The organism is Humibacter ginsengisoli (genome assembly GCF_054780095.1).
Genome location: NZ_BAAGWZ010000007.1, coordinates 105,068 through 128,242 on the forward strand (window position 1 = coordinate 105,068; position 23,175 = coordinate 128,242).

The 23,175-nt window shown below is 68.2% G+C and carries 12 protein-coding genes; 3 read left to right on the plus strand and 9 right to left on the minus strand.

The genetic code is table 11. The annotated features are described in order from the left end of the window. Positions 1 to 45 precede the first annotated feature (45 nt). Together xylA and ACYVI5_RS13605 are read left to right on the plus strand one after the other, a co-directional pair. On the plus strand, positions 46 to 1,236 hold the full coding sequence (gene xylA, locus ACYVI5_RS13600) for an apurinic/apyrimidinic endonuclease family protein (RefSeq protein WP_460580671.1): 1,191 nt from the start codon (positions 46 to 48) through the stop codon (positions 1,234 to 1,236). 108 nt (positions 1,237 to 1,344) lie between these two features. Continuing rightward, the gene (locus ACYVI5_RS13605) at positions 1,345 to 2,880 is read left to right on the plus strand and encodes a xylulokinase (RefSeq protein ID WP_460580672.1); all 1,536 of its coding nucleotides are present in this window, start codon (positions 1,345 to 1,347) and stop codon (positions 2,878 to 2,880) included. Here the strand turns inward: ACYVI5_RS13605 and ACYVI5_RS13610 are convergent. The 7 genes from ACYVI5_RS13610 to ACYVI5_RS13640 all read right to left on the minus strand — a co-directional run bounded on the left by ACYVI5_RS13610 (position 2,877) and on the right by ACYVI5_RS13640 (position 15,768). Further along, entirely contained in the window at positions 2,877 to 6,578 is a 3,702-nt protein-coding gene (locus ACYVI5_RS13610) for an ABC transporter ATP-binding protein (protein ID WP_460580673.1), read from the minus strand. The genes ACYVI5_RS13605 and ACYVI5_RS13610 overlap by 4 nt on opposite strands. Before the next feature lie 460 nt (positions 6,579 to 7,038). Next, on the minus strand, positions 7,039 to 8,190 hold the full coding sequence (locus tag ACYVI5_RS13615) for a glycerate kinase (protein WP_460580674.1): 1,152 nt from the start codon (positions 8,188 to 8,190) through the stop codon (positions 7,039 to 7,041). Positions 8,191 to 8,235: 45 nt separating this feature from the next. Further along, positions 8,236 to 9,105, minus strand: coding sequence for a sugar phosphate isomerase/epimerase family protein (locus ACYVI5_RS13620; RefSeq protein WP_460580675.1), 870 nt, complete (start codon positions 9,103 to 9,105; stop codon positions 8,236 to 8,238). Then, positions 9,102 to 10,433, minus strand: coding sequence for a dihydrodipicolinate synthase family protein (locus ACYVI5_RS13625; RefSeq protein ID WP_460580676.1), 1,332 nt, complete (start codon positions 10,431 to 10,433; stop codon positions 9,102 to 9,104). The genes ACYVI5_RS13620 and ACYVI5_RS13625 overlap by 4 nt, the downstream gene beginning before the upstream one ends. Beyond that, the gene (locus ACYVI5_RS13630) at positions 10,430 to 11,587 is read right to left on the minus strand and encodes a Gfo/Idh/MocA family protein (RefSeq protein ID WP_460580751.1); all 1,158 of its coding nucleotides are present in this window, start codon (positions 11,585 to 11,587) and stop codon (positions 10,430 to 10,432) included. The genes ACYVI5_RS13625 and ACYVI5_RS13630 overlap by 4 nt, the downstream gene beginning before the upstream one ends. A 302-nt stretch (positions 11,588 to 11,889) precedes the next feature. Then, positions 11,890 to 14,388 (minus strand): ATP-binding cassette domain-containing protein, encoded by a 2,499-nt coding sequence (locus ACYVI5_RS13635; RefSeq protein ID WP_460580677.1) that lies wholly within the window; start codon positions 14,386 to 14,388, stop codon positions 11,890 to 11,892. An 84-nt stretch (positions 14,389 to 14,472) separates the two neighbouring features. Next, the gene (locus ACYVI5_RS13640; protein WP_460580678.1) at positions 14,473 to 15,768 is read right to left on the minus strand and encodes an MFS transporter; all 1,296 of its coding nucleotides are present in this window, start codon (positions 15,766 to 15,768) and stop codon (positions 14,473 to 14,475) included. A gap of 333 nt (positions 15,769 to 16,101) precedes the next feature. Here ACYVI5_RS13640 and ACYVI5_RS13645 point away from each other — a divergent pair, with 333 nt between their 5' ends. Next, a complete protein-coding gene (locus ACYVI5_RS13645; protein WP_460580679.1) occupies positions 16,102 to 16,815 on the plus strand; it encodes a ThuA domain-containing protein in 714 nt (237 codons plus the stop codon). Between the two features lie 173 nt (positions 16,816 to 16,988). Here the strand turns inward: ACYVI5_RS13645 and ACYVI5_RS13650 are convergent, their stop codons facing one another. Then, on the minus strand, positions 16,989 to 22,061 hold the full coding sequence (locus ACYVI5_RS13650) for an Ig-like domain-containing protein (protein WP_460580680.1): 5,073 nt from the start codon (positions 22,059 to 22,061) through the stop codon (positions 16,989 to 16,991). 193 nt (positions 22,062 to 22,254) lie between these two features. Further along, a complete protein-coding gene (locus ACYVI5_RS13655) occupies positions 22,255 to 23,121 on the minus strand; it encodes an SDR family oxidoreductase (protein ID WP_460580681.1) in 867 nt (288 codons plus the stop codon). Between the last annotated feature and the right edge of the window lie 54 nt (positions 23,122 to 23,175).

Below are 23,175 nucleotides of genomic sequence, written 5' to 3' on the forward strand. Positions count from 1 at the left end.
TTTGGCCGCACAACAAATCATCGACGACGCTGAAGGATGTCCTCCATGACAGTCACGCCCACCCGCGAAGACAAGTTCTCGTTCGGTCTCTGGACCATCGGCTACAACGGCACCGATCCCTTCGGCGGCCCGACCCGGCCGCCCCTCGACGTCGTCGAAGCCGTCGAGAAGCTCAGCGAGCTGGGCGCATACGGCCTGACCTTCCACGACGACGACCTGTTCGCCTTCGGATCCAGCGATGCCGAGCGCCAGAAGCAGATCGACCGCCTCAAGCAGGCGCTGGCGGACACCGGCCTGATCATCCCGATGGTCACCACCAACCTGTTCTCCGCGCCTGTGTTCAAGGACGGCGGGTTCACCTCCAACGACCGCCAGGTGCGCCGGTTCGCGATCCGCAAGGTGCTGCGGCAGCTCGAACTCGGCGTCGAGCTCGGAGCGAAGACGTTCGTCATGTGGGGCGGCCGTGAGGGCGCGGAGTACGACTCGGCCAAGAACATCCAGGCGGCGCTCGCCCGCTACAAGGAGGCCGTCGACTTCCTCGGCGATCACGTGCTGTCGCAGGGCTGGGACATCCGGTTCGCGATCGAGCCGAAGCCGAACGAGCCGCGCGGCGACATCCTGCTGCCCACCGTGGGCCACGCGCTCGCGTTCATCGACTCGCTAGAGCACCCGGAGCTCGTCGGCCTCAACCCCGAGGTGGGCCACGAGACGATGGCCGGCCTGAACTTCGCCGCCGGAGTCGCCCAGGCGCTGTACCACGGCAAGCTGTTCCACATCGACCTGAACGGGCAGCGCTCGATCAAGTACGACCAGGATCTCGTGTTCGGCCACGGCGACCTGCACAACGCCTTCGCGCTCGTCGACCTGCTCGAGAACGGCGGCCCCAACGGCGGCCCCGCGTACAACGGTCCCCGGCACTTCGACTACAAGCCGAGCCGCACCGAGGACTTCACCGGCGTGTGGGACTCGGCCAAGGCGAACATGGCCACGTACCTGCTGCTCAAGGAGCGCGCAGCGGCCTTCCGCGCCGACCCCGAGGTGCAGGAGGCGCTCGCCGCGGCGAAGGTGGCCGAGCTCGAGCAGCCGACGCTGAACGACGGCGAGACCGTGGCCGCACTGACGGCCGACCGCAGCGCGTACGAGGACTTCGACACCGACGCGTACTTCGGCGGCAAGGGCTTCGGGTTCGTGCGCCTGCAGCAGCTGGCGACCGAGCACCTGCTCGGCGCGCGCTGAGTTCTCGGTTCGCGCACAATTAAGGGCAGGAACGGCGCCCGACGCCGTTCCTGCCCTTCGCCTCGCCTGACAGCCTGAATGTGCGCACACTCGCACGAAGGGAACCCCATGACACTGATCGCGGGCGTCGACTCCTCGACGCAGAGCTGCAAGGTCGTGATCCGCGACCTCGAGACCGGCGCGCTGGTGCGCTCGGGCCGAGCGTCGCATCCGGACGGCACCGAGGTCGATCCGGCCGCGTGGTGGTCGGCGCTGGGCGCGGCGATCGCGGATGCCGGCGGACTCGACGACGTCGCCGCGATCTCGATCGGTGGACAGCAGCACGGCATGGTGGTACTGGATGCCAAGGGTCGTGTCATCCGCAACGCACTGCTCTGGAACGACACCCGCAGCGCCGGTGCCGCGGCCTCGCTGACAGACGAAGTGGGCGCGGCGGAGTACGCGCGGCGCGCTGGGTCGGTGCCGGTGGCATCCTTCACGGCGACGAAGCTGCGCTGGCTGCGCGATGCCGAGCCCGAGAACGCGGCGCGCGTCTCGGCGGTCGCGTTGCCGCACGACTGGCTCACCTGGCGTCTGCTCGGGTACGGGCCGGCAGACGAGTCACCGCTCGGCCCGCAGCTCGACGCCCTCGTCACCGACCGGTCGGATGCGTCGGGAACCGCGTACTGGTCGCCCTCCGCGGAGGACTACGACCTCGGCCTCTTCGAGACGGCGCTGGGTCGACCGGGTCGGACGGCCACCGGCGTCGACTCCGACGGATTCGCAGGTACAGCGGGTGCACCGTCGGGCAGCGAGATCCCGGCCGACGACTCGGCGCGCGAGGCCGTCGTCGTGCCACGCGTGCTCGGTCCCGGCGATTCGGCGGGCATGACCGCGGAGCAGCACGGGGTTGTCGCCGTGCGCGCCGGTCTCGTGGTGGGTCCGGGCGCGGGGGACAACGCCGGGGCGGCGCTCGGACTGGGGGCTGCATCGGGTGATGTGGTCGTCTCGCTCGGCACGAGCGGCACGGTGTTCGCGGTGACCGATGTATCGACACCCGACCCGAGCGGGTCGGTCGCCGGGTTCGCGGATGCCTCCGGCCGCTTCCTGCCGCTCGTCGCCACTCTGAACGCTGCCCGCGTGCTCGGCACCGTCGCCGACCTGCTCGACGTGGACTTCGAGGAGTTCGCAGACCTCGCCCTTCGAGCACCGGCCGGTGCAGAGGGCGTCGTGCTCGTCCCGTACTTCGAAGGAGAGCGCACGCCGAATCTCCCAGATGCGAAGGCGAGCATTCACGGGCTGTCGATCGCTTCGAGCCGTCGGGAGAACCTGGCGCGTGCCGCCGTGGAGGGCATGCTCAGCGGGCTCGCCGCCGGGCTGGATGCCGTTCGCGCGGTCGGTGTGCGCGAGCAGCGTCTGCTGCTGGTCGGCGGCGCCGCCCTCAACCCAGCAGTGCAGGTCGTGGCGTCGCAGGTATTCGACGCACCGGTCGTCGTTCCCGCGCCCGGAGAATACGTGGCGAACGGAGCCGCCGTGCAGGCGGCGTGGGTGCTCACGGGCACGCGGCCGGAGTGGCCTCTCGAGGTGGTGGCCGAGCCGAAGCCGGACTTCCGGCCCGTCATCCGCGAGCAGTACGAGCGCTACGCCGGCGACGTGCAGGCCTAGGCCTCCGCCAGCTCGAGCATCCGCTCCAAGTAGTCGTCGGGCGTGGTGTCGTCGACGATGCGGCCACCTGCTACCACCAGCACGCGTTGCACCCAGTGCAACGACTGCGGCCGATGCGTGACCACGAGGGTGGTTCGGCCCTTCGCAATGAGTCGCATGGCCCGGTCGACACGGCGCTCGCTGGAGAGGTCGAGGTTGGACGTCGCCTCATCGAGGATCAGGATCCTCGGGTCGACGATGAGCGCCCTGGCCAGGCAGATCAGCTGACGCTGACCGTTGGACAGCGAGCGCCCGCGTTCTGTCACGATCTCGTGATAGCCGCCCGGCAGGCGTGAGATGAACTCGTGTGCGCCCACGATGCGGGCGGCGGCCTCGACTTCTGCATCGCTGGCATCGGGAACCGCGTAGGCGATGTTGTCGCGCACAGACCGCGTGAACAGGAACGGCTCCTGCGGCACATAGCCGAGCCGATGCCGGTAGGCGGCCGAGTCGAGGGTCTCGAGGTCGCGACCGTCGACGAGAATCCGCCCCTCCGTCGGGTCGTAGAACCGGGTCACCAGCTTGATGGTCGTCGACTTTCCGGCACCCGTCTGGCCGACGAACGCCACCCGCTGCCCGGCGGGGATGTGGAGGTCCACCCGACTCAGGGCATCCGTCCTCGTTCCCGCGTACCGCAGCCGGACGCCTTCGAGGCGGATGTCGCCGAGGAGTCGGTCGACCGGCCGCGCATCCGCAGCCTCGGGCGTCGACGATGGCAGGGCGAGCAACTCCCGGATGCGCACGAGTCCCGCCCTGGCGCGCTGATAGGCGTCGAACACCGTCGACATCTGCTGCACGGGCGCGAACACCTGGGCCAGATAGAGCAGGAACGCGAGCAGCGTGCCGATGCCCAGCCCGCCCATGGAGATGAGCAGGAACCCGACACCGAGCACGGCGACCGTCGCTGCGGTGGAGAGGAACTCGACGGATGCCACGTAAAGAGCGTTCGCGAACGCACTGCGCTGCGCCCACCAGATGAACTGGCGCCCAAGGGCGGCGAAGTCGGCGAGGTTGCGGCCCTCCCTGCGGTACGCCTGGGTGACCCGGATGCCCGCCATCGACTCTGCGAGGTTCGTGTTCAGCATCGATGCCCGCTCGCGCAGTTCGTCGTACGCGACCGACGCGATGCGCCGGTACCACCACGTGACCAGCGCGGCCAGCGGGATGACGCACAACACGACGAGCGCGAGCCGCCAGTCGAGCACCGTGACCACCACGGACATACCGGCGAAGGTGAGCACGGCCATGACCAGGTTGATCACGCCGGTCTGGAACAGCTGCCCGATCGAGTCGATGTCGGACGTCATCCTGGTCATGATGCGCCCGGTCTGGGTGCGGTCGTAGAAGTCGATGCCCAGCCGCTGCAACTGCCCGTACACGCGGGTGCGCATGGCGAGAAGCAGCCGCTCCGACGTGCGTTGCGTCCACAGCTGCGCATTCTTCTGGTCGAAGAACAGCGCGACGGTCAGCAACACGGCGATGCCGAACACCACGAGCAGCGCGGGCACGGACCTGCCGAGCATGCCGGAGTCGACGCCCTGCCTGATGACCAGCGGGTTGACGAGTCCGATGAGCACCTGAATCACGACGAACACGAGGCCGATCGCGAACCCCTTGCTGTATGGCCGCAGGAATCGGGCGAGCCGGAACGGTTCCCGATTGTCCGCCTCAGCGGCCATGTCGACACCCGGCCTGTCGTCGAACTCCGGCAGCGCGGCGATGCGGGCCTGCACGGCCGGTGACGTGCTGAGATCCAGCAGACCGGGAGTGGACGGACGCGACGGATGCCACGCCGCCTCCGTCGCCTGGAACTCACCGGAGCGCGCCTGGCCGAGCAGCGCGCCCGCGTTCGGGTCGTCGTCAGAGGCGAGGTCGCCGAACAGTTCGCGGTAGAGCGGACTGCGTTCGAAGAGCTCGTCGTGGGTTCCTGTGTCGACCAGGCGGCCGGCATCCATCAGCACGACGCGATCGGCCATGAGCACCGTGGACTCCCGGTAGGCGATGATGATCGTCGTTCGCGTCTCGAGGAACGGGCCGAGGTTGGCGTGGATCTCGCGCTCGACGCTCACGTCGACCGAGCTGGTCGCATCGTCGAGCAGCAGGATCTCGGGATCGGTCAGGATGGCCCGCGCGAGCGCGACGCGTTGCCGCTGACCGCCGGAGAGTGTCATGCCCTGCTCGCCGATGACCGTGTCGTAGCCGTCGGGTGTCTCCATGATGAAGTCGTGCGCCATGGCGGCACGGGCGGCACGACGGATGTCGTCGGGCGTGGCATCCGGAGCACCGTAGGAGATGTTCGCCGCGATCGTGTCGGAGAACAGGAAGCTGTTCTCGAACACCACGCCGACACGCGACCGCAGCTCGGCGATGGGCTGGTCGCGCACGTCAACGCCGCCCACACGCACGCTCCCGCCCTGCACGTCGTAGAACCGCGGGATGAGATGGATGAGCGTCGACTTGCCCGACCCGATCGTGCCAACCAGTGCCACGGACTCGCGCGGCCTCACGCGCATGCTGAAGCCGTCGAGCACTGCACGATCGTCATCGCCGTCATAGCGGAACTCGACGTCGTCGAAGACGATATCGCCGTCGGATCGCTCGGGTGAGATCGGCTCTTCGGCCTCGGCCATGGTCGGCCGCAGGTCGAGCACCTGCCCGATCCGCTCGATCGCAGCCTGACATTGCGGCAGGTTGCTGAGCACCATGCCCGCGGTCTGTGCAGATCCCGCGAGTCCCGTGAGATAACCGGTGAAGGCCAGGAACACGCCCACCTGGATGTCGCCCATCAGCACGAAGACGCCGCCGACCAGCAGGATCACGGCGATACCCAGTTGCGGGCCCGTCGCGAGGGAAGCCGAGAACGGGGCGCGCAGGCGCACCGCTCGAACCCGCGCGTGGAACATGTCCCGAAGCGCCGCGTGGAGGCGTCCGCTCTCCTGCGCCTCCTGCCCGAACCCGCGCACCACCCGCACCCCCGTCATGGATTCCTCCACCTGGGTCGTCATGTCGGCCTCGAGCTGCTGCGCCTGCCATCCTGCGGCGTGGGCGTTGCGGCGCATGCGCTGCGTGACGACGAAGACGCCCGCGATGATCGCCACGACGATCACGGCGAGAACGGGCGAAAGACTGATCATCACGACAACGGAGACGAGGGCGCCGGACACCGTCGCAACCAGCTGCGGGATCCACCCGATGAGGATCTGCACCCACAGCAGGTCGGAACTGGCGCGCGACACCAGCTGACCGCTCTGCAGCTGCGAATGACCGGCGAAGTCGAGCTTCTGCAGGGCGTCGTACATGCTGTTGCGCATGTCGTATTGCACGACGTATGACGCCTTGGCTCCGAGGTAGCGCCAGGACAGCGACAGACCGAGGACCACGATCCCGACGGCCGCCATCACGATGAGCCACGGCACGATGGGCACATTGTGGCTCACTATCGCGTCGTCCACGATGACCTGCTGGATCCACGGCAGCATCGAGACGAGGACCGCGTACACCCCGGCGAGGCCCATCGCCGTCCCCACGATCCCCTTGTGCCTGAGGAGCAGCGGCAGGATGCGCCGGCGCCACTCCGCCCCCGCCGAACGGTCGTCGGCGCTGCGCCGCGACCCCGACGCTGGTCCGTCTGCGGCTCCGGAGCGGGATGGCGTGGACACCGGTCGGCCCGTGGCGGGCGACACCGATCGTCGTTCGTCGACGGCCCGACCGTCGTCGAGCGAGCGGTGGATGATGTCCGCCCTGCGTTTTGCAGTGCGGCGTCGCACTGAACGTCTCGGCGCGACGGTGGGGATCTCACGTGTGGACGGAGACAAGAGCACTCCCATGGCGAGTGGATCACGGGCGCGGCAACGACAGCCGCGCAGAACAGAGGTGATGAGATATGAGCCGGGACGAGGCTCCGGCTCGGGACGAAGGATCAGCGGCGACGCAAAGGGTCGCCTATCGGCGATCCGTGCCACATATCGCAAGATCGCCGACGCTGACGAATCAGGGCAGGATCACCTGGCAACACCGGCTTCGAATGATCGTGAACGGTCACGGACAGGTTCACCATTGAACCAGCCCAGCCCGGTGCGCAATGGCACAAAGCCCTCGTATTCACACATCCAATGACAGTCAGTGAGCAGAGCGATACTGGCCCGAACCGGGAATCTCCGGGCTCGCTGCTGCCAGCACGCTGCCGGCTCGGCGCATCCACGCGGCGGGCTGCGCCATCGCGTCAGCGACTCCGCCGGCCAGCTCGGCCAACGAACACGACGCCGCGAAGGAGCCGGGGTGCGCCGCCAGAGACCCTGCGATCAGCGCCACCGGGACCCCGGCAGCTCTGGCTTTCGCGGCGACAATCGCCGGCGCCTTGCCAGAATCGGTCTGCGCGTCGTAGCGTCCCTCGCCCGTGATGACCAGGTCGCTGCCGACGAGAGCGGCATCGAGTCCGATCGCGTCGCCGATCGTCGAGGCACCGGAGACGAGCGTCGCGCCCCAGGCGAGCAGACCGAAGCCGGTCCCGCCGGCGGCACCGGCCCCGGGAGTCGAGGGATCGATCGAGACGCCCGCGTCGTGCAGCACACGCGACCAGCTCGCGAGGGCGACGTCGAGGACGGCGCGCTGGGCGGCATCCGCTCCCTTCTGCTCACCGAAGACATTCGCCGCACCGCTGGGGCCGAGCAAGGGATTCGTCACGTCACTGAGCACGAGCGCCCCGCCGGGCGGCAGAGCACGCAGCTTTCCGAGGTCGACAGCGGCCACCGCGGAGAGCGAGCCCCCGCCCAGCAGCACCGACAGCCCCTCGGCATCGAGCAGCCGGGCGCCGAGCGCTACCAGCAGTCCGGCTCCGCCATCGGTGGATGCGCTCCCGCCGATACCGAGCAGCAGCCTCGACACGCCGTGGTCCAGGGCCGCGGCGATCGCCTGGCCGAAACCGAGCGTGTGGGCGTTCAACGCATCCAGACGCCCCATGAGCGGCAGACCGCTCGTCTCGGCGAGCTCGACCACCGCTGTTCCCCCCGGCAGCTCGGGCGTCGCCGGCAAGAGCACCCAGGATGCGTTCACCACGCGGCCGTCCGGCCCCGTGACACGCACGGGAACGCGGTGCGCGCCCGGTACAGCGACCAGGAACGCGTCGAGCGTTCCCTCTCCGCCGTCCGCCATCGGCAGTTCGATGAGCTCGTCGTCCGGCCGAATTTCGCGCCAGCCGGCGGCGACGGCCTGGCACACCTCGACAGCCGAGGCGGAGCCCTTGAACGAATCGGGGGCGATCACGACGCGCATGCGTCAACTCTCGCATCGCGGTTGGGGCGGCGCATTCCCCGCAATTCAGCCGACCGGATCGAGCTGTGCTGCCACCACACGGCTGAAGGCCGAGGAGACCTCAGCGGCGACCTCGGTGAAGGGCCGGCTCCAGATCTCCGCATTGAAGATCTCGCACTCGATGTCACCGACGTACCCGGCATCGTCGACCGCGCGAGTCAGCGGCGTGAAGTCGATATGACCGTCACCCGGAATGCCGCGGCCCAGCAGCACATCGGCGGGCAGCGGTGTCAGCCAGTCGCACACCTGGTACGACGCGATGCGGCCCAGGCGCCCGGCGCGCTCGATCTGCGCGATCACCTCCGGGTCCCACCACACGTGATACGTGTCCACGACGACACCGACCGACGGGCCGGCCTCGACCGCGAGGTCGACCGCCTGACCCAGCGTGGAGACCACGGCACGGTCGGCCGCGAACATCGGATGCAGCGGCTCGACGGCGAGCGTGACCCCAGCCGATGCCGCGAACGGCTCGAGCGCACCCAGTGCATCGCGGACACGCTCGCGGGCCCCCGCCAGGTCGCGGGATCCGTGCGGCAGGCCGCCGGCAACGAGCACGAGCACGGCAGCGGAACCGACCGCTCCGGCCGCCGCGAGCGCGGCCGTCTCCTCGATCGCGCGGCGATTGTCATCCAGTGCCGCGCGACGTTCCGGGCCTTCGAAGGCCGTGAAGAACCCGCCGCGGCACATGCTGGAGACGCGCAGGCCGGAGTCGGCGATGAGGCGGGTGGCGACATCCAGTCCGATGTCGGCGACAGGCTCCCGCCAGACTCCGATGCTCTGGATGCCGGCGCCCTGCGTCACTGCGATCGCTTCGGCGAGTGACGCATGCTTGATCGTCGCCTGGTTGAGCGAGAACCGGGGATGCGCGTTCATCGGCCGCTCCCGGCTTCCTGCTCGTTGAGGATCCCCTGCTCGTTCAGCGTCTCCTGCTCGTTCAGCGTCTCCTGCTCGTTGAGCCCGCCGAAACCCGCTCTCCCCCCGGCATCGGCTTCGCTCCCCAGGCGCACGGCCGGTTCGGCACGCGTCACGTCGCTGGCGACGATCCCGTTCAGCGCCAGCAGCCCGCTCCACCGCGCCGCGGCGAGCTCGGGCCGCTCGAGCGCACCCGACGTGTTCGCCAGCCGCACGATCTCGGAGAGATGCGGAAGGCTGCGCGCCGAGTGAAGGCCGCCCACCATCGTGAACGACTCCTGGTGCCCGTTCAGCCAGCTGAGGAACGCGACGCCGGTCTTGTAGTAGAACGTCGGAGCGGCGAACACCTGCCGGCTGAGCGCCTCGGTGGGGCGCAGGATGCGCTGGTAGGCATCCGGGTCGCCGTCGTCGAGCGCGCGGATGGCCCTGGACGCGACAGGTGCGATCGCGGCGAAGGCGCCGAGCAGGGCGTTCGAGTAGTGGCCGGGACGCTCGCTGCCGTCACCGGCGATCAGGTCGACGTAGTTGAAGTCGTCGCCGGTGAACATCGTGGCGGTCTCGGGGAGGCGGGATCGCACGGAGATCTCGGCATCGGCATCCAGCAGGCTCATCTTCACGCCGGAGACCTTGTCGCCGTTCGCCTCGATGATGCGGATGAGCGTGTCGGCCGCCACCTCGAACGTGTCGCCGAAGTATCCCTTCAGCACCGGGTCGAACGCCTCCCCCAGCCAGTGCAGCACGACCGGGCCGCTCGCGCGCTGCAGCACGGCGTTGTAGACGCGCTCGTAGTCCGCCGGCGACTGCGCGGCACGCGCGAGGTGACGCGAGGCCATGAGCACGACGCCGGCACCGGCATCCTCGGTGGACTGCAGCTGCTGCAGGTAGGCATCGATCACGGCGTCGAGCGGGATCACCTCGTCGTCGACGTGGTCAGTGTTGACCCCGACGACGAGCGCACCGCCGACGGATGCCGCCTCCTTCGCACTGCGAGCGATCAGTTCCCGCGTCGCCGCGGCATCCAGCCCCATGTTGCGCTGCGCCGTGTCCATCGCGTCCGCCACGCCGAGACCCTGCGACCACACGTGATGCCGGAACGCGAGCGTCGCATCCCAGTCGAGGTTTGCTGGCGCACCTGGCACGTTCTCGGCATTTGGCTTCGGGATGACGTGGGCCGCGGCATACGCGACTCGCGACTTGAGCGGCGTGGCGGGCGGCAGCGTCGCCTCGTGCTCCACGAGCGGCTCGGTGCGCAGCGTCCCGTCGGATGCGACGAGCAGCAGGTCGGTCATCGCACGACTCCTGCCAGTTCGCGCAGGCTCTCCGGGGTGACGGCCGGAATGTCCACACGCGCACCGGTCGCGGAGCTCTCCAGTCCCTTCTCCGCCATGAGCACGCCGCGCGCTCCGGAGAGCAGGTCGTACGGGAACGGCGCGTCCTCGGCGATGTGGCGGATGAACTCCTCCCACTGCACCTTGAAGCCGTTCTCGAACACCTCGGTGTCTGGCACCTGGTGCCAGTCGCTCGCGTAGTCGTGGGTGTCGGGGATGTCCGGGTTCCACGTGGGCCGCGGCGTCGCGTTCCGCGGCTGGATCTTGCAGCCGAACAGCCCGACGACGGCGCTGCCCAGCGTGCCGTCCACCTGGAACTCGACCAGCTCGTCACGATTCACGCGCGTCGTCCAGCTCGAGTTGAGCTGGGCCGTGATGCCGCCGGCGAGGTCGAAGACCGCGTAGGCCGCGTCATCCGCAGTCGCCTTGTACCGGTGCCCCTGCTCGTCGACGCGCTCCGGGATCTCCGTGACCGCCCGCGCGTACACGGACTCCACGCGGCCGAAAAGATACTCCAGCACGTAGTTCCAATGCGGGAACATGTCGACGATGATGCCGCCGCCGTCTTCGGTGCGGTAGTTCCAGCTCGGCCGCTGGGCAGGCATCCAGTCGCCCTCGAAGACCCAGTAGCCGAACTCTCCGCGCACCGAGAGGATGCGTCCGAAGAAGCCGGAGTCGATCAGCCGGCGCAGCTTGCGCAGACCGGGCAGGTAGAGCTTGTCGTGCACGACGCCGTTCTTCACGCCGGCCTCGTCGGCCAGACGGGCGAGCTCGAGCGCCTCCTCGAACGTCTCGGCCGTGGGCTTCTCGGTGTAGATGGCCTTCCCAGCGGCGATCGCCTTACGCAGAGCGGATGCCCGTGCCTTCGTCACGAGGAAGTCCGAGTACACCTGCCACCGGTCATCCGCGAGTGCCGCATCGAGGTCGGTCGTGTAGTGCTCCAGCCCGTGGCACTGGGCGAGCTCGGCGAGCTTCGCCTCGTTGCGGCCGACCAGCAGCGGCTCGACCTGCACGCGGCTCCCGTCGGACAGCTCGACGCCGCCCTGCTCACGGATGGCGAGGATCGAGCGCACAAGGTGCTGCCGATAGCCCATGCGCCCGGAGACGCCGTTCATGATGATGCCGATTGTCGACTCTGACACCGTGGTTCTCTTTCGTCGTACCGTCTACGGATTTCGCCTTGGAAAGCGCTTACCGAGACGATACCAGCTTGCGCCGCGCACGACAACGTTGTTAGGGGTCACGGTTCTTGGCGGTCACGCCGGACGAACCGGCGCGTCGGGCCGATGTCATCGACCGAGCACGCGGCGGTCGAGCGAGCACGCGGCCGTCGAGCGACCACACAACGGACGCCCGCAACGTGCTCGCTCGTCGACTTCGTGCCCCCCGTCGGCGGAGGGATGCGCCCTACATCGACTCAGCCGGCTACATATTCCGCGAGGTACTCGCCGGTCAGCGTAGAGCGGCCGGCGACGAGGTCCGCCGGCGAACCCTCGAACACGATGCGGCCGCCGTCGTGGCCGGCGCCCGGTCCGAGGTCGATGATCCAGTCTGCATGGGCCATCACGGCCTGGTGATGCTCGACGACGATCACCGACTTGCCGCTGTCGACGAGCCGGTCGAGCAGGGCGAGGAGCTGTTCGACATCCGCGAGGTGCAGTCCGGTCGTGGGCTCGTCGAGGATGAGCACGCCGCCCTTCTCCCCCATGTGCGTGGCGAGCTTGAGCCGCTGCCGCTCTCCGCCGGAGAGGGTCGTGAGCGGCTGGCCGATCGTGAGGTAGCCGAGGCCGACATCCGCGAGCCGGTCGAGGATGGCCGCTGCCGCCGGGGTTCGCGCCGGCCCCGCGGAGAAGAACTCGCGCGCCTCGAGCACCGACATCCCGAGCACTTCACTGATGTTCTTGCCACCCAGCGTGTACTCGAGTACCTCGGCACTGAAGCGCTTGCCGCCGCACTCCTCGCACGTGGTCTGCACCGTCGCCATGATGCCGAGGTCGGTATAGATCACGCCAGCGCCGTTGCAGACCGGGCAAGCGCCCTCCGAGTTCGAGCTGAACAGCGCCGGCTTCACCCCATTCGCCTTCGCGAATGCCTTGCGGATGGGGTCGAGCAGCCCGGTGTACGTCGCCGGATTGCTGCGCCGCGAACCCTTGATCGGGGTCTGATCCACCGTCACGACGCCCTCGCGCGGCGACACGGAACCCGTGATGAGCGAGCTCTTTCCCGAACCCGCCACGCCCGTGACGACCACGAGCACGCCGAGCGGGATGTCGACGTCGACGTTCTGCAGGTTGTGCGTGTTCGCTCCGCGCACCTCGAGAGCACCGGATGCCCGCCTCACCGACTCCTTGAGCCGCGCCCGGTCGCCGAGATGGCGGCCGGTGACCGTGTCGCTGGCCCGAAGACCGTCGACCGTTCCCTCGAAGCAGATGGATCCGCCTGCCGCTCCGGCTCCGGGCCCGAGGTCGACCGCATGGTCGGCGATCTCGATCAGCTCCGGCTTGTGCTCGACGACGAGCACCGTGTTGCCCTTGTCGCGCAGCCGCAAGAGCAGCCGGTTCATGCGCTGCACGTCGTGCGGGTGCAGGCCGATGCTCGGCTCGTCGAACACGTAGGTCACGTCGGTGAGCGCAGAGCCGAGGTGGCGGATCATCTTGGTGCGCTGCGCCTCGCCGCCGGAGAGCGTGCCGGATGAGCGGTCGAGCGACAGGTACCCGAGTCCTATCTCGACGAACGACTCGAGCAGGTGCAAGAGGGATTTGAGCAGAGGTGCCATCGGGCGGAACCGGGTGTCGTCTTCCGGGTCGGCGGGGGCTGCGGTGGCGGCGTCACCAGCGCCGGAGCCGGTGGATCCGGTCGCGCGGGTGACGAGGCCGCGCACCCACTCCGTGAGGTCCGTGATCTGCATGCCGCAGGCATCCGCGATGCTGACCCCGTCGATCTTGGACGACCGAGCGCCCTCGTTCAGGCGCGTCCCACCGCACTCCGGGCACGTGCCGAACGTGATCGCGCGCTCGACGAACGCGCGGATGTGCGGCTGCATCGCGTCGAGATCCTTGGAGAGGAACGACTGCTGGATGCGCTGGATCAGCCCCATGTACCAGACGTTGATGCCGTTGACCTTGATACGCGTCGGATCCCTGTAGAGCAGGTCGTTCAGCTCGCGCTTGCTGTATTTCGCGATCGGCTTGGCCGGGTCGAGAAAGCCGGATTCGCGGTAGATGCGCACGTACCAGCTGTCCCGCGTGTGGTTCGGCACGAGCAGCGCGCCGTCGTCGAGCGACTTGCCGGCGTCGTAGAGCCGGGTGAGGTCGAAGTCCTGCACGGTGCCGCGGCCCTCGCACCGCGGACACATACCGCCGGTGATGCTGAAGCTGCGGCGCTCCTTGGTCTGACCGCCCTGTGCGCGGTCGATCGTGACGGCGCCGCTGCCGCTCACGGAGGCCACGTTGAACGAGTACGCCTGCGGCGATCCGATGTGCGGCTCCCCGAGCCGGCTGAACAAGATGCGCAGCATCGCGTTGGCGTCTGTCGCGGTGCCGACCGTGGAGCGCGGGTCCGATCCGATGCGCTCCTGGTCGACGGTGATGGCGGTGGTGAGCCCCTCGAGCACGTCGACGTCGGGGCGCGCGAGCGACGGCATGAAGCCCTGCACGAACGCGCTGTAGGTCTCGTTGATGAGTCGCTGCGACTCCGCCGCGATCGTCGCGAACACCAGGGAGCTCTTGCCGGATCCCGACACCCCGGTGAACACCGTGAGCTTGCGCTTGGGCAGCTCGACGTCGACGTTCTTCAGGTTGTTCTCGCGTGCGCCATGCACCCGGATGGTGTCGTGCGTGTCGGCGGTCACCGAGGGTTCGTGCGGCAGTGCAGAGTCGGATGCCTGCGCCGAGATCGTGGACGTGGTCGCGTTCATGGTGCCCAGGCTATGCGTGCCCTGCACCCGATGCTTCTCCGATCGTGCTCAGGCTGTGAGCGCGGCTCAGGCCGCGAGCGCGGCTCAGGCTTCGGCGGGGCGTACCGCAGCGCCCGCGGCCACGGCATCCGGTTCCTCGGCGTTGAAGTCGACACCCTTCGCGTGCGTGCCGAACGCCGTGAGCAGGATGACCGCGATCGCCGCGCCGGCCACCGTGATGGTCATCGCCCACGGGTAGCCGATGTGCGCGGCCAGCGACTGTTGGATGGGCAGGTTGAACGCCGCGATCACATTGCCGAGCTGATACGTCACGCCCGGGTAGAACCCGCGGATCGCGTTCGGCGACATCTCGTTGAGGTGCGCCGGAATGGCGCCCCATGCGCCCTGCGTCGTGAACTGGATGAGTGCGGATCCCAGGCACAGCAGCCCGGCGGTGTGTGAGAACGCGAAGATCGGGATGATCGGCAGGGTGAGTACCGCCCCGAGGATGATCGTGGCCTTGCGTCCCCAGCGGTCCGAGAGCGAGCCGAGCACGATGCATCCGACGATGGCGCCGATGTTGTAGACCACGGCGATCCAGCCTGCCGTCGCCGCGTCGAGGCCCGCGCCGCCGTTCCCGGTGGACTTCAGGAACGTCGGGTAGATGTCTTGCGTGCCGTGCGACATCCAGTTGAAGGCCGCCATGAGCAGCACGAGGTACACGAAGCGGCGGACCACCTTGGCGTTGAAGAACACGGCCTTGATCGACGTGTTCTTCTTCTGCATGCGGTCGCGGGTCGTCTCCCACACCTCCGACTCCTTCACGCGCGTGCGGATGATCAGGCTGATCAGCGCGGGAACGATGCTGAGCACGAACAGCCAGCGCCAGTTCAGGCCGAGGGCCGAGTGCACCAGCAAGAAGGCGAGAGCGGCCAGCAGGTATCCAGCCGAGTATCCGGCCTGCAGGATGCCCGAGAAGAATCCGCGACGCTCGCGCGGCACCTTCTCCATCGTGAGCGCGGCGCCCAGGCCCCACTCGCCGCCCATGCCGATGCCGTAGAGCAGCCGCAGGATGAACAGCACCGTGAAGTTCGGTGCGAACGCGCAGAGGAATCCGACGAGCGAGTAGAAGCACACGTCGACGATCAACGGGATGCGCCGCCCGACCCGGTCGGCCCAGAGCCCGAAGAGGTACGCGCCGACCGGACGCATGACGAGCGTGATCGTGGTGAGGAACGCGATCTGCTCCAACGTCACGTGGAACTCGGCGGCGATGTCCGCGTACACGAGCACGACGATGAAGTAGTCGAAGGCATCCATCATCCAGCCGAGTAGCGACGCGGCGAACGCGCTGCGCTGGTCCGAGGTGAGTCGTCTGGTGGCTGCGGACGCCGTCGTCATGCTCTGTCCCTTCGTCGGATGCCGCTTCTCGATTCCCGTCTCGCGCCTGGCGTCGTCAGGTCGCAGGGTGCGTCCCGTGCACTCAGCCCCCGGTCGGTCTAGCCCCGCATAGGGCACAGGAAAGCGGTTGCCGGTCTAGCATAGGCTGACTCGCGAGCCGCGCAAGCCGGTTGACGCCGGCGGGCGGGTTCGGGCAGCAGGTTGGACGCACCGGTACCGATGGGCAGCGAGTGGGACGCAGACACCGGTGCCGTTCCGCAGCGACTCGTGTCGAGCAGCGGTCGGTGCAGAGCAGGTCGGTGCAGAGCAGGTCGGTGCAGAGCAGGAGGCTCCATGAGCGCGAACATTCTCGTCGTCTGCGGAAGCGATCGATACGCCGACCCGTGGCATCCGTTCGCCGAAACCTCGGCCCGAGTCGCGGACGTGTTCCGTGAAGCCGGCCACGCGGTGACTGTCGCCGAAGACGTGGATGTGCGCCTCGCCTCGCTCGCCGAGCCTGCGAACGACCTCGACCTTCTCGTGCTCAACGTGGGCGCCGGCCGCACCCCGGAGGAGCGCGCGGTGGTGGAGGCCTCGGATGAGCGCGAGCCGCAACCGCTCTCGAATGCGGATGCCGCCACCCGCGACGGCCTGCTCGCGCACGTGGGCAGGGGTCGTCCGGTGCTCGCACTCCACGTGTCGAGCACCAGTTTCGGTTATATGCCGGAGTGGGAATCCATTCTCGGCGGCATCTGGGTGCGCGGCACCAGCATGCATCCGCCCTACTCGCTCGCTCACATCGAGGTGGCGACGGATGCCCTCCCGATCACCGCCGGCATCCGCGACTTCGAACTGCACGATGAGCGCTACTCGAAGCTGCGGATCTCGCCGCGTTCGCGGCAACTCGCCTGGCACGAGTTCGAGGGCAGCAGGCATCCGGTGCTGTGGGCGCACCGCCATGGGGATGCGCGCGTCGTCTACGACGCGCTCGGGCACGACGCCGCATCGTACGACTCCCCCGAGCACCGAGCGATCCTGCGCAACGCTGCGGCCTGGCTGCTCGGCTAGCACCTCCCTTCTCCGCGAGCCACCCGCATGTTGTCGAGCCACCCGCATCCTGCCGCAACTACGCGGGTGGCTCGGCACTATGCGGGTGGACGGGCGGCAGGGCGTCCTGGATCGCCGGAAGGGCCCGGCAGCTCGGCGGATGCCTCGACCGGCCCCGCGCGCCGGCCCTCCCGTCAGCGGTCGATGCGCACCCGCAACGTGGCGTGCACGGTGGTGCCGCCGCTCGAGTAGCTCACCGTGCCGGTCTTCACGCCCGGGCTCGAGAGATCGTGCAACGGTGCGTACACCGCATCCGCTGTGACGTCGGATGTCGATCCGTCCGCGAACCGCGCGGTCACCTTCGTTCCGGTGAGCAGCACCGGCTGTCCCTGGGTGAAGTGGTCGGTCGCGGGCGGGGTGACCGTGATCGACTTCAGCGCCGGTGCCGGCGGAGCCACGACGACGGAGACCCACGCGATGCGCGGCAGTGTGCTGCCGCTCGCCGGTGCGGTGTTCAGCGCCACGGTGGCGGACCGGTCGAGCGTGATCGTGCTGGTCGCTGTGGGCGTGCTGTCTGCGGCGATCTGCGTCGACACCGTCGGCGCGAGTGCCGTTCCTGAGTCGTCGTACACCGTGCTCAGGGCGGTGACCGCGTGATCGGAGGCGTATCCGACGCTGACCTGATACGTGCCTGCGGGCAGCGTCAAGTAATAGTCGTTCGTCGACCGATACGAGCTCTGCGGATCGCTGGGCGATCCGGTCACCGCCGCAGGATCAGCCGTGTCGTATCCCCAGGTCGAGGATCCCGGCACGTACGCCTGGTCGGGCACCGCGTTGAGCAGGTGACTCTGCGCCGCGATCGCGTCGTAGGCATCCGATCGGGTGGCGCCGCTGTCGATGTAGTACACGTAGTCCGGCGACTGCTTCGACGTGAACGCCACCGTGTAGGTGTTCGTCGACCCGTCCGCGGCCGTGACCGTCACGGTGGCGACGGGGGACGCGAGGCTTGCCTGCGAGATCGCGACGGCGGCGTTCTGGTCGGTCGGCAGCGCCGAAACCGTCGGGAGCGCAGCGAGCGAGTCGACCTGCACGGTGTAGCCGTTGGTGCCTGCCGCGAAACCGGCGATGCCCGCATTGTTCACCTCGAGCTCACCGAGTGTGTCGACCGACGACGGTTGGGTGGCGAGGCCGAAGATCTGCACCTCGTTGATCTTGGTGTAGCCGGCGGGCGAGAAGGCGAAGACCACCCGGATGCCGTCCGTCGTCACGGGTGAGAACGTCGCCGTCGACGGTGCGGCAGCACTGAGACCGGTTGTCGTTCCCGCGTCGGTGTCGACCCAGGCGCCGCCGGCATCCTGGTACTGCACAGTAAACGACGTCGCCGCCTTCTCCGACGAGTACACGGTGATGCTGCTGATCGTGTAGTCGTGGGTGAAGCCGTATGTCAGCGAGTCGGACGAGCGGTCGCCGGAGACCCAGTCGGACCAGCGCTTGCTGCTGGACGTGTCGCCGTCGCAGGTCGCGGCCGCCGAGTACCCGGGTTCGGTGTACGTAGCGGAGACGGTGACGCCCTTGTCGAGCGTGCAAACGTCTTGTTCGCTTTGACCCACCACGATCACAGTCAGCGCCGCAGGAAGGCTCGCGCCGCCGGCGACCTTCGCCGTGCCGTCGACCGTGAAGCTGCCGGATGCCGCAAGCTGCGTGGCCGTGATCGCCTGCGGGTTCCAGGTGACCGGCAGTGACAGACGATCGGATGTCATGCCGAGTTGACCCTTCACGGTCGCCGGAAGATCGCCGACGACGGCGGAGACGGAGGTGCCGGCCGGCACGGTCACCGACGACGGGTCGACCGCCGTAACCGCGTCGACCGTGACGACGGCCTTCGCTGTGGCGAACGGCTGCCCGTCGCCGTCTGTTCCGTGGCCGAAGACGGTGTGGGTTCCCGCGGAGTTCCAGTCGATGCCGTCGAGGTCCCAGGTGACCGGCACGGCGGTTCCTGGTCCCGTTCCGTACACCGGTGTGACGGTTGCCGGCAGCGTGGGCGCTATGCCGACCTGAGAGGTGACGTAGCTGTCCTTGATCGACTGCAACGCCAGCGCCTGGAGTCCTTCGTGCGCGGACTGCAGCGCGCTCGCCGCCGTGTCGATGGCATCCTGATCCGCGGCGGAGTCGTGGAGCACCGTTTTCGCGGTGGCCAGCGCCGCCGAGTACGCCCCCCAGCTGTCTGCCGAGTAGTCGGATGCCGTCAGGTGCTGGCGGTCATACTTCGCGATCAGCGCGGCCAGATTCCCGCGGTCGACGCCCGGCGTAACCGCACCGTAGACACCCACGGCATCGAGCCCGAACCCGCCGTCGACCGAGGTGATGGTGACCGTGTGCCGGCCGTTCCGCAGACCCGTCAGACGGTATCCGGACTCGCGGGGCGACTTCGTGGACTCCGCCACATCGGTGGCGACCGCGTGCCCGTCGACCTTCACGTCGATGTGGTCGCTCTGCGCACTGCCGGCGTCGAGCACGAAGCCGGTACCGGTGAACGGCACTGTGACGCTGGCGCCGGCGGAGGCGACGGACTGCGTGCGGTCGAGGATGCTCGAGCTCCCTAGGCTGTGCTGCCACGTTCCGGAGTACGTCGTCGCGTTGTCGCCGTCGTCGATGTACTTCGTCAGCGTCGCCGTATAGCCGCGCACGGCCGACACCGTGAGGTCGTCGAACGCGTTGCGGTACCAGCCGCTCACGAGGTGAACCCGGCCCGACATCGGCACGTTCGCCCCGGTCGCCGTCCACTGCGCGAGCGTCTTGCCGTCCACGGATGCGACGACCGTCTGGCCCTTCATCGTCAGGCCAACGGTGTGCTTCTTCGCCGGGTCGAAGCCGGTGATGAACCCGTGGGCCAGGGAGTTGGAGGCGGTGATCACGCCGTTGCCGATGCTGCCTGCGTTCCCGGCATCCTGCATGATGCCCCAGTCGCCGTCGGCCTGCAGCAACAGGAGAAAACCGTTGCCCGCCCGATTGGAGCGACCCCCGATGCCGACGTAGTTCTTGTACGACGCGCTTGCCGGTGTCGTGGTGTCGAACTGCACGTCGGCGCTGGCGGTGTAGTTCGCCCACTTGTCGTCGCCGATGAGGGTTTCCGGCGGCCCCGGGTTCCACGCGCCCGGAATCTGGTCGTAGGTGAGCTGTTGCACGAGCGCGTGACCGCGCCCGGCGTTGTTCACCTCGAAGGCACCGTTCATGTCGTTGCTGTACCGCGGGGTGTTGCCGCGGCGATCGAGGTAGGAGAGCTTCGGTCCGGTCGGCGAGCACGCGTTGGCCGAGGTGTCGGTGTTCGTCGCCTCGCACCGCGTGTAGTCCCACGAGGTGCTCTGCGGCGCGTAGGCGGACGAGTAGCCTGCCGATCCCTTGGCGTACTCGAAGTCATCCTGGTACACGATCTTCTGCGCCGGACTGTGCCGGTAGTCGAGCACGCCCGCGTCCTCCGGCCCCGTGTGGCTGCCCGGCTTGTGTGCGGCGGGCAGCTTGCTGTCGGGCAGCGACGTGATGGTCTTCACCGAGTACGGCGCCATCGCGAACGTGAACGTGCCGGAGCCCGGCAACGCGATGTCGTCATCGCGCTGGAACCAGTGCGAATCGGTCTTGGCGCCGCTCGCGAAGTCCGTCTCGTAGACGGCCAGGCGGCTCGTGTCGAGCTTCACATTCTTCACCGTGACCGTGTAGGTGGCCGGCTGGTCGCTGTTGTTCGTCACGATGGTCGAGAATTGCGTGTGCTGCCGGTTCTCCAGTGTCAGGCGGTCGGCTGTGCTGCCCGACATGGCGTTGCTCGACTCGTGTCCTGTGCCGCGGGAAGCGTCGCCATCGACGTACTGCCACGCTCCGGACGGCACGGCGTCGGGCTGGTTCACCTGGGCCTTCGAGACCGTTCCGGTGCTGGCGAAGGCGGTCAGCTGCCGGGTGATGTAGTAGCCGATCTGGTTCGTATAGGTGCCGGACCACGGGGAATCCGCCGTGATGTCGGACTTCGAGCTGTACGTGGTGCCCTGCGGGAACGCCTCGACAGCCGGTTGCGTCATGTAGAGCGTGTGGTGGGCATCCTTCACATCGGTCGGGTAGCCGCCCGACAGCGTTGAGTTGCCCTCGCCCGCGTAGCTGTTGATGAACAGGTTCGCCACATCGATCGCCGTCTGCCCGGTCGCCTGCAGGCCGAGGTGCTGAACGCTCTCGCTGTTGCCGATTCCGGTGACTCCTTCGGCGTACCAGATCTGCATGCCGTAGGTGCGGTTGAGGATGGCCATGGCCGGGCCTGTGTAGATGTCGTAGTGGTGCGCGAGCGCGCTGACCAGGCTCAGAAGGGTCTGGTTCGCGACCCGGTAGTAGTACGCCTTGACGCCGTCCGCGTCGTTCGGGTAGCTCGTCGTCCACAGCGTGTTCGCGTTCGCCGGGTCGAGCGCCTGTGCGAGGGCCTTCTGCGGGTCGGCTGAAGGCGTCGCCGCGGCCGCCTTCTGCGCTGCGCTGAGAGTGCCCGGGTCGATCAAGGTGAGCAGATTGTTCGCCATCGTGGTGGACGACGATCCGGTCGAGTCGTCCATCGCGATCTTGATCTTGGAGTAGTCGTAGGGGGTGCCGGTCTGCGCCTTCAGCTGCTGAGCGAAGTAGGTGATCCAGGGCACGTCGGCGCTGGTCTCGTTCGTGTTCGGGTCGATCCAGTTGACGACCAGACCATAGGTCTTGTACGCCGAGTCGATCGTGTCCTTGTACCACTGGAAGCGCTGGGCGTTCGTGGTGATCCACGCTGCGCGCGACCAGTTGAGCAGGCTCACCTGCACTGCCGGGTTGATGGACTTCGCGTCGGCGGCGAAGTGGAAACCGGCACCCCGCAGCACGTTGGCGACGTCGTCGGCGGTGCGCATCGTGGCAGGCTCTGTTCCCGACGAGGTGTCGCCGTCGCTTCCCAGCTCGACCTTCACCTGGGTGAGCCCCATGCCGGTGACCGGGTTGAACAGCTCGTTCATGATCTGCCAGTACTGCTTCGGATGCTCGTCCTTGTAGTCGAGCAGGTACCGCGACGTGTTGTTCGCGGTCACGGCCCCGAAGCCCTTCCACGCGTCGCCGGGGTTGGTGTCGGCGAGGCTTCCGTCGATCGTGTACGACAGCGGCGTGGATGGCGTGTCCGCAGCCGCCCTTTGCGCCGGCGACAGGGTGGCGGCGACGACCGCGATCACGGCGGCCGCTCCGGCTGAAGTGAGAATGCGTGACCAACGCTGCCCGCGCATGGTGACTCCGATCGACGTTGACGAAGGCTGCGGACCCCGACGCCGCAACGTCTCGAAGTCTCAGCCGATCGAACATCCACCGGCAAGCGACCGATCACACCCGAACGGGCACACACCGAACCGAACGCCGGTGAACGCATCCGAACCGTCTCGGGCCGGATGTCATGCCCATGGACCGCCGGTTTCGACGAGTTCAACCCGCGGCAAGCGACCTCAGGTACGGCTCCAGGCGGTGTTCCCCGAACGGCTCGCCCACCGCGTCGACGGCGAGCGACTCGAGGAAGAACCGCGTGAGGTTTCCCAGTCGCGGGGAGCCGCGATCCGCCGCCCACTCGAGGCTGCGAGCCGCACCATCGCCCACCCGCAGGATGCGGGGCTTACGTCCCACGATGCGGAACACGAGCTCCTCGAGCTGGCGGTAGCTGAGGATGTCTGGACCACCGACATCCCACATCCCGGCCTCGCCGGTCAGCTTCTCGACGATGAACGCGGCGAGGTCTGCGCCGTGGATCGGATTGATCTTCGAGGTGCCGGCGCCGAGGGTGAAGCCGATGCCGCGCTGGGCCATCCGGAGGAAGTCGGAGACGTCGGAGAAGTATCCGGACGGGTTGACGATCTGCGGCGCGACCGCACTGCGAATCAGCGCCTGCGAGAACGCGTACTTCGAGCGCATCGTGAGCGACGTGCCGGAGTCGCTGTGCAGCACGTTGACGTAGGCGAACGACTTCAGCCCGTGCCGCTCGGCATCCTCCAGGAGGCGCAGATTGCCGAGGTAGTCGACATCCCACGGACTCGCCTTCTGCCTCGTGACTCCGAGTGCCGAGACGAGGCGATCCGCGCCATCGGTCACATCGACGAGGCTCGACGGATGCCTGTAGTCGACGACACGCCACTCGTCGACGTGTCCCGCCAGGGATGGCGCGCCGAACGCGCCCGGTCGCTCAGCTCGCTCCCGGGATCGCACGAGCGCGCGCACCCGATGCCCGCGCGCCGCGAGCGCCTGCGCCACGTACCTCCCGACGTATCCGGTCGCTCCGGCCACCACCACCGTTTGGCCCATGCATCACCCGCACTTCCGGCGCTTCGCCAGCGCCTGCAGTATTCGTGTACCACT